Annotated in this window: 13 protein-coding genes; 7 read left to right on the top strand and 6 right to left on the bottom strand. The window is 60.4% G+C overall.

Going from position 1 to position 14,462, the window contains the following annotated elements; translation table 11 throughout:
• Positions 1 to 96: 96 nt before the first annotated feature.
• On the top strand, positions 97 to 3,825 hold the full coding sequence (metH, locus tag CHH27_RS09190; protein WP_094071317.1) for a methionine synthase: 3,729 nt from the start codon (positions 97 to 99) through the stop codon (positions 3,823 to 3,825).
• A 487-nt stretch (positions 3,826 to 4,312) separates the two neighbouring features.
• Here the strand turns inward: metH and CHH27_RS09185 are convergent, their stop codons facing one another.
• Complete coding sequence (locus CHH27_RS09185) at positions 4,313 to 4,954, bottom strand: LysE family translocator (RefSeq protein ID WP_094071316.1); 642 nt, start codon at positions 4,952 to 4,954, stop codon at positions 4,313 to 4,315.
• A 346-nt stretch (positions 4,955 to 5,300) separates the two neighbouring features.
• Positions 5,301 to 5,987, bottom strand: a complete 687-nt coding sequence (locus CHH27_RS09180; RefSeq protein WP_094074626.1) for a helix-turn-helix transcriptional regulator — start codon at positions 5,985 to 5,987, stop codon at positions 5,301 to 5,303.
• Between the two features lie 92 nt (positions 5,988 to 6,079).
• On the opposite strand from CHH27_RS09180, the gene CHH27_RS09175 reads away from it, so the two are divergent.
• Genes CHH27_RS09175 through CHH27_RS09160 form a run of 4 tightly spaced genes read left to right on the top strand, consistent with a single transcriptional unit; the run spans position 6,080 to position 8,104 of the window.
• Positions 6,080 to 6,412 (top strand): NIPSNAP family protein, encoded by a 333-nt coding sequence (locus CHH27_RS09175; RefSeq protein WP_094071315.1) that lies wholly within the window; start codon positions 6,080 to 6,082, stop codon positions 6,410 to 6,412.
• Positions 6,409 to 6,753 (top strand): antibiotic biosynthesis monooxygenase, encoded by a 345-nt coding sequence (locus tag CHH27_RS09170; RefSeq protein WP_094071314.1) that lies wholly within the window; start codon positions 6,409 to 6,411, stop codon positions 6,751 to 6,753. The genes CHH27_RS09175 and CHH27_RS09170 overlap by 4 nt, the downstream gene beginning before the upstream one ends.
• Before the next feature lie 11 nt (positions 6,754 to 6,764).
• Positions 6,765 to 7,685 (top strand): DMT family transporter, encoded by a 921-nt coding sequence (locus CHH27_RS09165; RefSeq protein WP_094071313.1) that lies wholly within the window; start codon positions 6,765 to 6,767, stop codon positions 7,683 to 7,685.
• Entirely contained in the window at positions 7,682 to 8,104 is a 423-nt protein-coding gene (locus CHH27_RS09160; protein ID WP_198338384.1) for a cupin domain-containing protein, read from the top strand. Before CHH27_RS09165 ends, CHH27_RS09160 begins: the two co-directional genes overlap by 4 nt.
• A gap of 11 nt (positions 8,105 to 8,115) precedes the next feature.
• Here the strand turns inward: CHH27_RS09160 and CHH27_RS09155 are convergent, their stop codons facing one another.
• Together CHH27_RS09155 and CHH27_RS09150 are read right to left on the bottom strand one after the other, a co-directional pair.
• The gene (locus tag CHH27_RS09155) at positions 8,116 to 9,555 is read right to left on the bottom strand and encodes an ATP-binding protein (RefSeq protein WP_094071312.1); all 1,440 of its coding nucleotides are present in this window, start codon (positions 9,553 to 9,555) and stop codon (positions 8,116 to 8,118) included.
• Positions 9,552 to 10,292 (bottom strand): response regulator, encoded by a 741-nt coding sequence (locus tag CHH27_RS09150; RefSeq protein WP_198338383.1) that lies wholly within the window; start codon positions 10,290 to 10,292, stop codon positions 9,552 to 9,554. The genes CHH27_RS09155 and CHH27_RS09150 overlap by 4 nt, the downstream gene beginning before the upstream one ends.
• A gap of 223 nt (positions 10,293 to 10,515) precedes the next feature.
• Here CHH27_RS09150 and CHH27_RS09145 point away from each other — a divergent pair, with 223 nt between their 5' ends.
• Together CHH27_RS09145 and CHH27_RS09140 are read left to right on the top strand one after the other, a co-directional pair.
• Positions 10,516 to 11,502 (top strand): EF-hand domain-containing protein, encoded by a 987-nt coding sequence (locus CHH27_RS09145; protein WP_094071311.1) that lies wholly within the window; start codon positions 10,516 to 10,518, stop codon positions 11,500 to 11,502.
• A gap of 806 nt (positions 11,503 to 12,308) precedes the next feature.
• The gene (locus tag CHH27_RS09140) at positions 12,309 to 13,310 is read left to right on the top strand and encodes a hypothetical protein (RefSeq protein ID WP_094071310.1); all 1,002 of its coding nucleotides are present in this window, start codon (positions 12,309 to 12,311) and stop codon (positions 13,308 to 13,310) included.
• 10 nt (positions 13,311 to 13,320) lie between these two features.
• Here the strand turns inward: CHH27_RS09140 and CHH27_RS09135 are convergent, their stop codons facing one another.
• Both CHH27_RS09135 and CHH27_RS09130 read right to left on the bottom strand, forming a co-directional pair.
• Entirely contained in the window at positions 13,321 to 13,905 is a 585-nt protein-coding gene (locus CHH27_RS09135) for a YceI family protein (RefSeq protein ID WP_094071309.1), read from the bottom strand.
• A gap of 67 nt (positions 13,906 to 13,972) precedes the next feature.
• A complete protein-coding gene (locus CHH27_RS09130) occupies positions 13,973 to 14,350 on the bottom strand; it encodes a VOC family protein (RefSeq protein WP_094074623.1) in 378 nt (125 codons plus the stop codon).
• Positions 14,351 to 14,462 lie beyond the last annotated feature (112 nt).

The following is a 14,462-nucleotide window of genomic DNA, read 5'->3' as shown; positions in this document are numbered from 1 at the left end:
AATTCCTCGGCAGGTGACACGACACGATTATCCGCGCCTTCCATGCAGGAAGGCGCCTGACCACATTGAACCAGAGCTTCTGGAAGGAATGATCCCGTGACCAAGTCCGACGCCTTTGAGCGCCTTCGTGACCTCGCCAAGACCCGTATTCTCGTGCTTGACGGCGCCATGGGAACTGAAATCCAGCTCCTGAAACTGGATGAAGCAGCCTATCGTGGGGACAGGTTCAAGGACTGGCCGAGCGACGTCAAAGGCAACAACGACCTCTTGAGCCTGACCCAGCCCGACGCGATCCGGCAGATCCATGTCGATTATCTTCATGCCGGTGCCGACCTTATCGAGACCAACACGTTTTCTTCCACGACCATTGCCCAGGCCGACTACGGCATGGAGGAACTGGCCTATGAGCTCAATTTCGAGAGCGCCAAACTGGCACGGGAAGCCTGTGACAAGGTCATGGCCGAGGACCCGTCGCGGCCCCGCTTCGTCGCCGGCGCCCTTGGCCCGACCAATCGAACGGCGTCCATCTCGCCGGACGTGAACAATCCCGGCTACCGCGCTGTTTCCTTTGATGATCTTCGCATTGCTTACGCGGAAGCTGCACGCGGTCTGATTGCCGGTGGCGCTGATGTCCTTCTGGTCGAAACGATCTTCGACACGCTCAACGCCAAGGCGGCCCTGTTCGGGATCGAGGAAGTCTTTGAAGAGGTCGGCACGACCTTGCCGGTCCTCGTCTCCGGCACCATCACCGACCTGTCCGGCCGCACGCTTTCCGGCCAGACACCGGAGGCCTTCTGGAATTCCGTACGTCACACCAGCCCGCTCGCCATCGGCCTCAACTGTGCCCTTGGTGCCAAGGAAATGCGCGCCCATGTGGACGAGCTTGGCCGGGTTGCCGACACGCTCGTCTGCGCCTATCCGAATGCTGGTCTGCCCAACGAGTTTGGCGAATATGACGAGAGCCCGGAGCACATGGCCGGGCTGATCGAGGAATTTGCCTCTGCCGGGCTTGTCAACATTGTCGGCGGCTGCTGCGGCACCACCCCGGCGCATATCAAGGCGATTGCGGACGCCGTTGCGGACAAGACGCCGCGTACGATCCCGGAAATCGACAGGCATATGCGCCTGTCGGGCCTGGAGCCGTTTGTCGTCACCAAGGAGACCAATTTCGTCAATGTCGGCGAACGCACCAACGTCACCGGGTCGGCCCGCTTCCGCAAGCTGATCAAGGAAGGCGACTATGCGACCGCGCTTGATGTCGCCCGCCAGCAGGTCGAAAACGGCGCGCAGATCATCGACATCAACATGGATGAAGGCCTGCTGGACTCCGAAGAGGCGATGGTCACCTTCCTCAACCTGGTGGCGGCCGAGCCGGACATCGCCAAGGTTCCGGTGATGATCGACAGTTCCAAATGGACCGTCATTGAAGCCGGCCTGAAATGCATTCAGGGCAAGGGGGTCGTGAACTCAATCTCGCTGAAGGAAGGCGAGGAGGAGTTCATCAAGCATGCCAGGCTGGTGCGCCGCTATGGCGCCGCCGTAGTTGTGATGGCCTTCGACGAGAAGGGTCAGGCAGATACCTTCGAGCGCAAGACCGAGATCTGTTCAAGGTCCTACAAGGTGCTGACGGAGAAGGTCGGGTTCGCGCCGGAGGACATCATTTTCGACCCGAACATCTTTGCGGTGGCCACAGGCATCGAGGAACACAACAATTACGGCGTCGACTTCATCGGGGCGACAGGCTGGATCCGCGAAAATCTGCCGCATGCCCATGTGTCGGGCGGCGTTTCGAACCTGTCGTTCTCCTTCCGCGGCAACGAGGCCGTGCGCGAGGCCATGCATTCCGTGTTCCTCTATCACGCCATTCAGCGCGGTATGGACATGGGCATTGTCAATGCCGGTCAGCTGGCGGTCTACAACGATCTGGACACCGAATTGCGCGAGCTGTGCGAGGACGTGGTCCTGAACCGAAGGGACGACGCGACGGATCGCATGCTGGACGCGGCCGAGCGCTGGAAAGGCGAAGGCGGCAAGAAGAAGGAAGCCGATCTGACCTGGCGCACCTGGGGTGTGGCCAAGCGGCTGGAACATGCGCTTGTGCACGGGATCGATGACTTCGTGGTCGAGGACACGGAAGAAGCCCGGCAGGCGTTTGACCGGCCGCTTCACGTGATCGAAGGCCCGTTGATGGACGGCATGAATGTGGTCGGTGACCTCTTCGGGTCCGGCCAGATGTTCCTGCCGCAGGTGGTCAAGTCCGCCCGCGTGATGAAAAAGGCCGTCGCCTATCTGATGCCCTTCATGGAGAAGGAAAAGGAAGAAAAAGGCATCACTGGCCAGTCGTCGGCCGGCAAGATCCTGATGGCGACCGTCAAGGGCGACGTCCACGACATTGGCAAGAACATCGTCGGCGTTGTGCTTCAGTGCAACAATTTCGAGGTGATCGATCTTGGTGTGATGGTCCCGGCTGCCAAGATCCTTGAAACGGCGAAAGCGGAGAAGGTCGATATGGTCGGGCTGTCCGGCCTGATCACGCCGTCGCTCGATGAAATGTGCCATGTCGCGGCCGAACTGGAACGTGAGGGCCTGGATGTGCCTCTTCTGATTGGCGGTGCGACCACGTCGAAGATCCACACGGCTGTGAAGATCCATCCGAACTACGAGCGGGGTCAGGCGATCTATGTGACCGATGCCGGCCGTGCGGTCGGGGTGGCGTCCAAGCTGATGAGCGAAGGCGGGCGGGCGCCTTATTACGCCGATGTCCGTGCCGAATATGCCGACATTGCCGAAAAACATGCGGCCGGCCGGGGCAACCAGCAGCGCACGTCGCTGAAGGCCGCCCGGGACAATGCCTTCAAGGCGGACTTTACCGGCAAGCCGCCGGTCGCGCCGAAGAAACCGGGCTCAACGGTATTCGATGACTTCCCACTGGAAGACCTCGTGCCGCTGATCGACTGGACACCATTTTTCGCGACCTGGGAAATCAAGGGCCGTTATCCGGCCGTTCTGACGGACAATCGCTATGGCTCGGCAGCCAAGGCGCTTTATGACGACGCCCGGCGCATGCTGGACGAGATCGTCGAAAAGAAGCTGCTGACCGCGCGAGGTGTCGCCGCACTTTGGCCGGCAAATGCCGTGGGCGACGACCTCCGCGTCTTTACCGACGAGACCCGGTCCGAGACCCTGGCGACCTTCCACACCCTGCGCCAGCAGATGGCACGTTCCGCCGGTGGACGCGCGAATGTTGCGATGAGCGACTTCGTGGCGCAGCAGGACAGCGGCATCTCCGACTGGATCGGCGGGTTTGCGGTGACGGCCGGTCACGGCGAAGACGAGCTTGCCGCGCGGTATGCCCGGGAAGGGGATGACTACAACAAGATCCTGTCCCAGGCCTTGGCGGACCGGCTGGCGGAAGCCTTTGCGGAAAAGCTCCACCAGATCGTTCGCACGGATCTCTGGGGCTATGCCAAGGAAGAGGCCTTGTCCCTGGAAGACATCATCGCCGAAAAATACCAGGGCATTCGCCCGGCGCCTGGCTATCCGGCCCAGCCGGACCACACGGAAAAGGACACGCTATTCAAGCTGCTCGACGCGGAGCGCCTGACCGGCATTCAGCTGACGGAAAGCAAGGCCATGTTGCCGGGGTCTTCGGTGTCCGGTCTCTATTTCGGCCATGCGGACAGCCACTATTTTGGTGTCGGCAAGATCGAAAAGGACCAGGTGGAGGACTACGCGCTGCGCAAGGGCTGGGATCTGGCCTATGCGGAACGTTGGCTGGCCCCGATTCTGAACTACGATCCGGCGCGCATGATTGCAGCCGAATAGGCGGCACTTTTCTCAATCGGAGCAGAATGCAACCGGCCCCTCGCAGAATTCCTGCGGGGGGCCTTTTGCGTTTTCTCGTTTAAAAAGAATGACGTAAGGAAAATAACAGAATTTTTAGAAAAAATGCACAGGGTGCACTCTTGTAAAGTGCACATAGTGCGCTAATATTTGGGTGTCAGGTGATCGCTATACGTGTGGTCATCAAAGGAGAAGAAAAATGAATGTGCAAATCGCTCGAATTCTTCTGGTCCGGCACCGTCAGGATTACAATCGGGATCGCCTGCCATGGCTCCCGGCACGTCTTTACCGGTCCTGGCGTGAAGCAAAGCCGGCAAAGCAGAAAGCCTCGCGGGCTGCCTGACTGATGCCAGATCCAAATCGGCCCCTGAGATAACAATAACAAGAACCCACAGACGTTTCGTTGCCCCAAACGTCTGACCACAGCCTTACAAGACCCGGCCTCGGCCGGGTTTTTTGTCTTCCGGGATCAGGTTCTGCTCAAAAGAAGTCTAACACCCGCAAATGCAAAGAAACCGCCGAGCAGCAGCTGAATGCTCCGGCGGGCCTTGCCGTAGAGCCGGAGCATTGCCGGTGTTGAAAAGGCGACCGCGTAAAGCACGTGCACAAGGACGGAAAGCACGAAGGTGCCCAGCACGATTACGGCGCCGACCCAGACAGGCGCATCCTGTTTGAGGCCGAGGGAAATGATTGCGATCCAGGCGAGAGCTGCCTTGGGGTTGGTCATCTGGATCACATAGCCCCTGATCAAATAACCGATCGGTGTGCGCGGTCCCCCAGCCAGCTGTTTTGCGTCGATGTCGTGCCGTGACAAGGCCGATTTCAGCGACTTCCAGGCCAGCCAAAGCAGATAGAGCCCGCCGGCAATCTTGATCACCGTCAGTGCGGAGGCATAGGTGGCAAGAAGGGCGGAGAGGCCCAGAACCGTCAACATGGCCCAGGTAAAGGACCCTGTGGCGACGCCAAGCGCGAGTGCTACGCCCGATCTGCGCCCGGCGCTCATGGATGTTCCTAGGACCGCCAGTATGTTCGGGCCCGGACTGGCAATGGCCAGGAGAAAAGCGGAATAGGCGAGCAATATGCCCGGCAGGTAGAGGGAAAGTTGGCCCATGATCGTCTCTCTTGTCGTCTGGTCAGAGCACCATAAGAGGATATGGACGAGTAATGCCTCGGTCTGGATCGAAGTGTGGCGGAAATCAAAAACAATCGCTTGAAGGACAGCCCGTGCATCTCAGTTAGTCATCCGGAGGGCAACGGAGCGGAGAGCCGGGATGACAATCGATTGTTCGTTTTTGACGGCATCGGCTCAGCAATCGACGTCATCCTGAGGAAGGCCGCAAGGTCCGTCTCGAAGGACGGGCCACGGGGTAGGGACCATGCTGCCGATCCTTCGAGACGCCGCTAATGCGGCTCCTCAGGATGAGATTGGAACGTTAGGGGCGGTCCGAAGTCGCAAATCAAAGCGGAAACAGCTCCTTCATCGCCACTTCTCCCCTAGACGAAATATGCACGACGCGGCTGTTCTCTTCCCGGCGCAGCCAGCGCTGGTCCTGGAAATGGGAGAGGAGGGCCGCGCCCAGGCTGCCGGCCAGATGATTGCGCCGTTCACTCCAGTCGAGACAGGCACGGCACATGGGGCGGCGACTGGCGTTCAGGGCGCCAAGGTCGATGCCGATCTCCGAGATGAAGGTGACGCCTTTCTCGGTCAACGCGAGACCGCCCTTGTCGGATGAGGCTGCCAGCATGTCCCGCATCTGCAGGCTGTCATAGATCCGGACCGCCATGTCGCCGGCGAGGTGATCGTAGCAGACACGGGCGGCACGCATGGCCGGATCGCGGGGGCCGGTCCGCGTGCGCAGATGTCCCTTGCGGGCGGCGAGCCCCATGATGGCTTCCAGAACGGTGCTGACTTCCGGCCCGGCCAGTGTGAAATAGCGGTGGCGTCCCTGCTTGGCCTGGGCGAGCAGGCCTCCTTCCATCAGTTTCTTGAGGTGTGAACTGGCGGTCTGGCCGGTGATGCCGGCTTCCGTGGCCAGTTCCGTCGCCGTCAGCGCCTTGCCGCTTAAAAGAGCGCTCAGGATGTTGGCGCGGGCAGGGTCGCCGATCAGGGCGCCAATGCGGGCGATGTCCGGTCCTTCCTTCATGATCAGCCTCCATGGTTCGATCACTGTCGAAGCATTCGCGTCGCGGAGCATGGCATAGTGCGGATCGTTAGACCAGCGCAAAGGACCGCTCCATGATTACCTGTTTCATCCGCTATCACATTGACCCGACCAAGAAGGCCGCCTTTGAGCAATATGCCCGCAACTGGGGGCAGGCAATCCCCCGTTGTGGTGCCGACCTGATCGGTTATTACGCACCGCATGAAGGCTCCACGACGCTCGCCTATGGCGTTTATTCCGTCGAGAACCTGGCAGCTTACGAAGCCTATCGGGCGCGGCTGGCCGCCGATCCACTCGGCAGGGAGAATTATGAATTCGCCATGGCGGAGAAATTCATCTTGCGGGAAGACCGCACCTTCCTGAAACTGGCCTCCGCACCGCATGCGAGGGGAGAGAGTGGACGATGATAGCCGTGATTTTCGAAGTGATCCCGCATGCGGACAAGAAACAGGCCTATCTGGACATGGCTGCCGAGATGCGGCCGCTTGTGGATCAGATTGACGGCTTCCTGTCAGTGGAACGGTTTCAAAGCCTGACCAATCCGGAAAAACTCCTGTCTCTGTCGTTCTTCCGCGACGAGGCGGCGCTCGACGAGTGGCGGCAGCTGACGCAGCACCGCAAGGCCCAGACCGCCGGACGGACCTCTTACTTCAAGGACTACAGGCTGCGCATTTCGCATGTCCTTAGGGATTACGGCATGGACGAGCGGGCGGAGGCCCCGGCCGATAGCCGTGAGCTGCACGGGTAAAACAACGTCTCATGCCTTCCAGATCTTTCGAGTTCTTCCTGCTGGGTGTTCTCGCCCTGCTGTGGGGCTCCTCCTACATGTGGATTGCCTTGGCGCTGCCCTCCTTTCCACCTGCGACCCTGATTGCGATCAGGGTCCTGTCGGCTTCGCTGGTGCTTCTTGTAATCCTTGCTGCCCGAGGCATTGCCTTGCCGAAGGATGGCCGTAGCTGGCGGCTGTTCTTTGTGCAGTCGCTGGTCAACAGCACCGGTCCCTGGCTGATGCTGGCCTGGGGGCAGCAATATGCGGGGACGGCTGTCTCCAGTGTGCTTAATTCGACCTCGCCGCTCTGGGTGTTTGCCTTGTCCTTTCTGCTTCTGCAAAGAGGTCAGCGGCCGGGCGTGCTTCAGCTGACCGGCGCGTTGTTCGGCTTTGGCGGCATCGTTCTGATCGTCGGGGTCGGCGCGCTTGAGGATATAGGCCAAACCCTCGTGCCGCAGCTCGTGGTGCTTCTGGGGGCGGTCCTATACGGTATCGCCGCTTGGCGCGGGCCACTCTTTGCAGAGTATCCGCCAATTGTCGCCGCCACCGGCACGCTGATCTGTGCCTCTGCCGTGCTTGTCCCGTTGAGCCTGCTAACGGAGAGCCCCTGGGAGCTGACACCGGACGCAACTGGCATTCTGTCGGCGCTGATCCTGGGCGTCATCTGTACGGCTTTCGCCTTCCTGATCTATTTCCGCCTTTTGAACACGCTTGGCCCCATGGGCACCGCCAGCCAGGCTTATCTGCGCTCTGGCGTCGGCGTCTTTCTGGGCGTCGTGTTCCTGTCGGAAAGCCTCGATCTGGAAACCTTTACCGGAATCTGCCTTGCCATTTTCGGGGTTGTTCTGATCAACTGGCCTCAGAAGGCAAAACGTCAGGCCGCCCCAAGTCCGGGCAAGGAGGTGTCATGAGTGTGCTGACGGTATTCGAGGCCGGGTCACGGCCGACAAAACGCGCCAATCCGGACTATTTCACCGGCACGGTCTGGCAGGATCCGGTGATCGAGGCTCCGGCGCCGGCGCGGGTCAGGGCAATCCGGGTGACATTCGAACCCCGTGCGCGCACGCATTGGCACACGCATCCGCTCGGGCAGACCTTGCAGGTGCTCGAGGGGGCAGGCTTTGTGCATTTGTGGGGGCAGGAAAAACTCTCGATCCTGCCGGGCGACGTCATCTGGATCCCGCCCGGGGTCAAACACTGGCACGGCGCCGGGCCGACAACCGCGCTTGTGCATCTGGCGATCCAGGAAGAGCTGGACGGGTCGGTGGCCGAGTGGCTCGAGGCTGTCGATGATGCCACCTATGCCGGTGGCATCGAGGCGCGCCGCTGACCGGCAGCCTTTCAGCTTCCGAGCGGTAACCGCACCTCGGCTTCCAGGCCACCTGCCTGACGGTTGCGCAAATCGATCCGCCCGCCATGGGCGTGGATGATGGAGCGCGTAATGGCAAGGCCCAGTCCGATGCCCCCGGTTTCTTCGCTACGGGATTCTTCCAGTCGAACGAACGGCTCGAAGACGTCCTTCAAACGATCGTCAGGAATGCCGGGTCCCTTGTCATGGACGCGGATGATCGCCTCTTGTCCTTCCTTGCTGGCCTTGATGGAAACGGCTTCGCCGTAGCGGATGCCGTTTTCGATCAGATTGCGCAGGGCCCGCTTGAGGGCCATCGGACGGCAGGGGACAATAATACGTTCGCTCGTTTCCACGCTGCAGCTGTGACCGAGATCCTGCTGATCGCCCGCGATCGCTTCCAGAAGCGCCCCCAGGTCGGCGTTTTCGGCCGTTTCCGCCTGAGCCTCGTCCTTGGCAAAGCGCAAGGCAGCTTCGGTCATGGCCGCCATTTCATCCAGGGTCTCGATCATCTTGTCGCGGTTTTCGTCATCGTCGATGAATTCCGCCCTGAGGCGCAAAGACGTGATCGGGGTTCTCAGATCATGGCTGATGGCCGCCAGCATGCGGGTTCGGTCCTGGACAAAGCGTGTCAGCCGGTCCTGCATGTCGTTGAAGGCGGTGGTCAGCGCGCGGACTTCCCTGGGTCCGCTTGGTGTCAACGGTTCCTGTTCCTCGCCGCGGCCGAGTTTTTCCGCACTTGTAGCAAGATCCTTGAGCGGCCGCGTGACACGGCGCACGGCAAGACCGATGATGAGCACCGTCAGCAGGGCGGTGAGGCCAAGCTGTACCATGAGCGCAATGAACGCGCCGGAGGGAGGCCGGTAACTTGTCGCGACATTCAGCCAGCGACCATCGGTCATCTGGATCGACAGGGACAGGTCTTCCGGCTTGTTCATGATCTTGCGCAAATTGTGTGGCCGCTCGCGTTTGGGAACGTCGCGCCAGCTGGCCTTGTCGTCGTCCCTGGCCTCTCGCCTGCCGGGACCGCGCTTTTCGTCTGCGTGAATGTTGAGATGGACCACCTGGCCCGGGGCGAGGTCGCGGGACATGTAACCCTGCAGTCGCTGTTCGAACCGGGAGGTGCCCGGCTCGGGCGCAAGCGGTGTATCGCCCAGCCAGAAGACGGCGTAGCGGCTGCTGCTGGCTTCCAGGATCCGGTCCTGCAGCGCAACCGGCGTGTCCTCCATCAGCTCCGACAGGGCGACGGCGCGGGCCAGGAGATTGTCGCGGGCCGCGGCGACCAGCGCGATGCGGCGTTCATCCTGGAAGATCCAGATGCTGAGCGCCTGGGCCACGACAATCGCGGCCAGCATCAGCACGATCAGCTGGGAGGCCAGGGAGCTAGGCCAGAGAAACGCTGCAATCTTGCGGGGGAGGGCGGTCCGGTTCATTCGGCGGTGTCTTTCACCTCTGACGTGAACATGTAACCGCCGCCCCAGACCGTCTTGATCAGCTTGGGTTCTTTCGGGTCTTCCTCGATCTTGCGGCGCAGGCGGGAGACCTGGTTGTCGATCGACCGGTCAAAGACGGCTGGCGTACGGCCGGTCGTCAGGTCCATGAGCTGGTCCCGGTTCAGCACCATTTTCGGGCGTTTCAAGAAGGCGCAGAGCAGCTGGAACTCCCCGCTGGACAGGGCGACAGAGGTTCCCTCCGGATCGAGCAGCTCGCGGCGGGCAACATTCAGCGACCAGCCGTCGAAATGCAGCCTGTCCTGTTCGATCGGGTCACGTTCTCTTGGAACCAGCGATGTGCGCCGCAGCACCGCCCGGATCCGGGCCAGCAGTTCACGCGGGTTGAAGGGCTTGGTGACATAATCATCCGCGCCGATCTCCAGTCCGATGACCCGGTCGGTGTCATCGGCCATGGCGGTCAGAAGGATGACCGGCATGGATCCGGTCTCCACCAGGTGCCGGCACAGCGACAAGCCGTCTTCCCCCGGCATCATGATGTCGAGCACCACCAGATCGATGGAGGCGGCCTTGAGCGCCTTGCGTGCATGGGCGGCATTTTCGGCCGTCGTTGCGCGCAGACCGTTCTTGACCAGATAACGCGCCAGTGTCTCGCGGATGTCGCGATGATCGTCGACGACCAGGATATGCGGGCTCGGGTCGCTCACATCTGTCTCCATTCTTGTGGCGTCCTTTCAGACATTGAATCTGCGAAGCCACGGATCTTGCTGTTTCTATGGGTAAAATAGTCTTCCGCGCAGAAAGGTGCGAGCCGAACTTGTAACAAAGTGTATCGCAGCAGCCCTTGGGGACAGATGGCGACACTTCGGGCCTCTTCCACGGGTAATCCTGCGACAATTGCTTCTTACCTTCAGCTCATCAACGAACCAAGGAGTTGTTGGAATGAAACCGTTCAAGAAGATTGCAATTGCCGCCCTGGCTGCGAGCGTCGCGGGTACCGCGCTGACCGCCGGCCTTCCCGCTCTCGCCCAGGACACGGCAGCAGCCGGGGACGGGGGCAAACAGATTCAGCAGACCGAGGGCCAGCGCATGGCTCACAAGGGAGAACGCGGCGGACGCGGTTGGGGCCGTGGCCATCGCGGCGGCGAGCAGCGCGCAGAGCGCCTGTTCGAGCGCTTTGACGTGAACAAGGATGGCGTCATCACCCAGGCCGAAATCGAGGAAGTCCGGGCGCAGGATTTTGCCGCGGCCGATACCGACGGAAATGGCGAGATCAGCCTGGAGGAATTCAAGGCGGCTTTCATGGAACGGTCGAATGACCGCATGGTCCGCGCCTTCCAGTTCCTGGACAGTGACGGTGACGGCACCGTGACCCAGGCTGAAGTCGACGCGGTCGCCAACCGCATGTTCAACCGGCTCGACCGGGACGGCAACGGCGTTGTCGAGCGTGTCCGTGGCAATCGTGGCCAGGGCGCCGAAGAAGGGGACCGCCAGCAGCGCGCAGACCGCGGTGAACGGGGCGAGCGTGGCGAACGCGGCGGGCGTCGCGGTGGCCGCGGCGGTCAGGGGGCCATGTTCCTGAGCCTGTTCGACACCGACGGCAACGGCCAGGTCACCCGCGAAGACTTCGATGCCAAGCGCGCCGAACTGTTCGCGCTTGCCGACACCAATGGCAGCGGTTCCTTCACCATCGAAGAGTTCGGGCCGCTGTGGCTGGCGCTGAATGAGAACCGCATCGTCAACATGTTCCAGCGTGCAGATGCCGATGGCAGCCTCGGGATCACCGCCGAGGAACATGACAAGCGCCTGGACAAGCTGATGGAGCGCGCCGACCGCAACAAGGACGGTGTCATCACCAAGGCCGACTTCAAGGGCGGCAAGAAAGGCAAGGGCAAAGGCAAGGGCTGGCACAAGAACCAGCGCGGCTAAGCCTGAAGCACCCTCCGGACCCGCCTCCGGAGCCGTTTCCCCGCTCTTCCATACCCCCTCCTTGCGGGGAGACATCTTGGGAGCCGCAACCGCGGCTCCTTTTTTTAGTTTGGCCGCTGCGACCAGGCTTCTTCGATCGCCCGTTGAGGATCAGACAGATCTATCAGGACCTCAACGATAGCATTCTTGCCTTCTTCATCTGTACTTACATAAGCAAACAAAAGTGCAGAAAAGAACAAAGCCGCAAGGAGCAAAAAAGCGACACACCAAGCGATTAGAAAACGGGTTGAGTAAAGGAATGATAATCCACTTTTAGGTTTGGCTGGTTTGAATTTCTTTTCAATGAAAATGCATACAGCGAGAGTGATGATAATGAAGAGAATTATTGAATATATTGAAGGCATTTAGGGTGATTGCTTCCTTTTATTCTGGTTCCAATCTCGTCATCCAAATCGTCTGCATCGCATTCAGCTGAAACTCGAATTACGTGTGTTGAATGCCCAAGTTGCAGCAAGCTGAGAACGGACGACATATAAAGGCACCAATTTAGCTCATCAGTGCTGTCTAGCACAGCCTCATCCTGAGGAAGCGCAGCTGCGCTGTCTCGAAGGATGGGCCGCTTAGAGCATGCCGCCCATCCTTCGAGACGGACCTGAAGGCCCTCCTTTGGATGAGGTTGTCGGATGCGCAAACGCTAGAGCAGGCAAAGCTTTGCCGATAGCGTCTTTTGACGAGACACCCATCCGTTACGGGAATTTCAAGGATTTTCGGCCATTCTCCCGCCCGGGTTACATCCGGGGGACGACATGACCAAGCCGAGTTTGATGGATTTTGTCGAGGCGAAGATCGCGGAGGGCGTCGTCAGCGAAGATGATGTCATCACGCTGCGCCGTTACATCTATAGCGACATGGTCGTCTCGCTCGAGGAAGGGGCTGCCCTGTTCAGATTGAATGCGGCAGCGCAGGGTTTTCCAGACAGTTGGTACGACCTGTTTCCCGAAGCGATGGCCGACATCCTTGTCAATCAGGTCCGGCCCTCCGGCTATGTTTCCGAAGACAATGCCGCGTGGCTGATCGGGCAGGTGACCGCGGACGGGCATGTCTGCAGCCGCACCGAGTTGGATGCTGTCCTGCACATTCTGGAAAGAGCGCGCAAGGCGCCGGAAAATCTTGAACAGTTCGCGCTGCGTGCGGTGGCTCAATCCGTGATTTCCGGGACGGGGGCCACGCGCTCCGGTGCGGAGCTGAAGCCGGGTGTGATCTCCGACGGAGAGGTGGAGCTGTTGCGCCGGGTGCTTTATGCCGGCGCCGGCTGCGGTGGCATGGCCATTTCCAGGGCGGAGGCGGAAGTCCTGTTCGATCTCAACGATGCGACGGTGGAAGCGGAAAACGCCCCGGCCTGGTCGGAACTGTTCACCAAGGCCGTTGCCAATCATCTGATGGCGCTGTCCGGATTTGCCCCGCCGCCGCGCGAAGTCGCTCTGGCGCGGGAAGACTGGCTTGAGCAGCCCGGTGGTTTTGAAGGCGGCATTGGCGGTTTTTTCAAGAAGATGGTCTCCGGCGGTGTCAGCGGTGTGCGTGAGGCCTATCGGGACCAGCCGGACCCTTTTGCGGAACGCGGCGCGGCCATGGAAGCCGAAATCGCGGTCAATGAGGTGGTCACCGGTGACGAAACCGGCTGGCTGGTGGAGCGCATCGGCCGGGACGGGCAACTGCACGAGAATGAAAAGGCGCTCCTGCGTTTTCTGCGCGAAGAAAGCCCGACCATTCATCCTTCCTTGCAGCCGCTTCTGGACAAGGCATTTTGACGAAACGGTCTTACTCGACCCGCATGGCTTCCGTTTCCAGGATCAGCTGAACCTCATCGCCGACAAATCCATTGTCGACCGCATAAGTCATGCCGTACTGGCTGCGGATCACGGTTCCCTTGGCACTGATGCCAAGCGTGAACCGGCCATGGCCAAACGGATAGTTGGCCGCCTTGTTCAAGGTCACTTCCAGCGTCAGCGGATGGGTCTGGCCCAAGAGGGTCAGGTTGCCTTCCACAGTCCCTGTTGTGTCGCTTGTTGGCGTGCCGCCGGTCGCCGTGAAGGTCATCACCGGGAAGGTCTCGACATTCAGGAAATCCTTGTTGCGCACATGGTTGTCGCGCGCGGCGTTGAAGGAATTCACGCTGGCGGACTGCACCGTAATTGAGACATCGGACAGTTCCCGGCTTTCCATGTCATAGGTAAACCCGCCCTCGAATTCCAGGAACAGACCGAGCGTGTCGGCATAACCCAGGTGATCGACCATGAAGGCGATGGTGGTGTGTTCGGGATCAAGTTCATAGCGGTGAGGTTCGGCCAGGGCAGGGGCGGCCATCAGACCGATTGCAAATGCACTTCCAAACACGTTCCGCATGACCCACCTCGTCTAGACTGCTCCCACCCGATCCCAGCTAGCGCGGTTTCGCGTGGAGGCAATGGGGTCAGACGATCTGGCCGACATCGATGCGGTTGCCGTCCGGATCTGCAAAGACAAAGGAGCGCAGGCCATAGTCCTTGTCTTCAAGGCGCCTGATGATCCTGAGGCCATGGGCCTCACAGGCCTTGTAGGCGGCGTCGGCATTCGATACCAGCATGTGCGCCTGGTTGAAGGCCGGCGGCTTGTAGGTTTTTTGCAGGGACAGATGCAATTCCGCGCCGTCCTTTTGCAGGATCACGAAGCCGGTCGGATCTCCGTTTTCAAAGACCTTTTCGAAGCCGAAGACGGCCTGATAGACCGCACAGGCGCGCTGGATATCGCTCACGCCGAGTGTTGCTGCGATACGGCCTAGCCGGAGACTGGAGGAGGGGTCAGACGTCATGATGAGCCCGTTTTTCAATTGAGGCGAGGGGCAAGGTGGTGGACGGTGCCGACGATCCCTTGTCCTGTCGCTATCCCAGGGCGGTGCCTGTCTGACGGCGATCTTACTGCGA

This window comes from Labrenzia sp. VG12 (assembly GCF_002237595.1).
Lineage (GTDB): Bacteria > Pseudomonadota > Alphaproteobacteria > Rhizobiales > Stappiaceae > Roseibium.
Note: the sequence above shows the minus strand (reverse complement) of the source record. Positions and strands in the feature narration are given on the sequence as shown.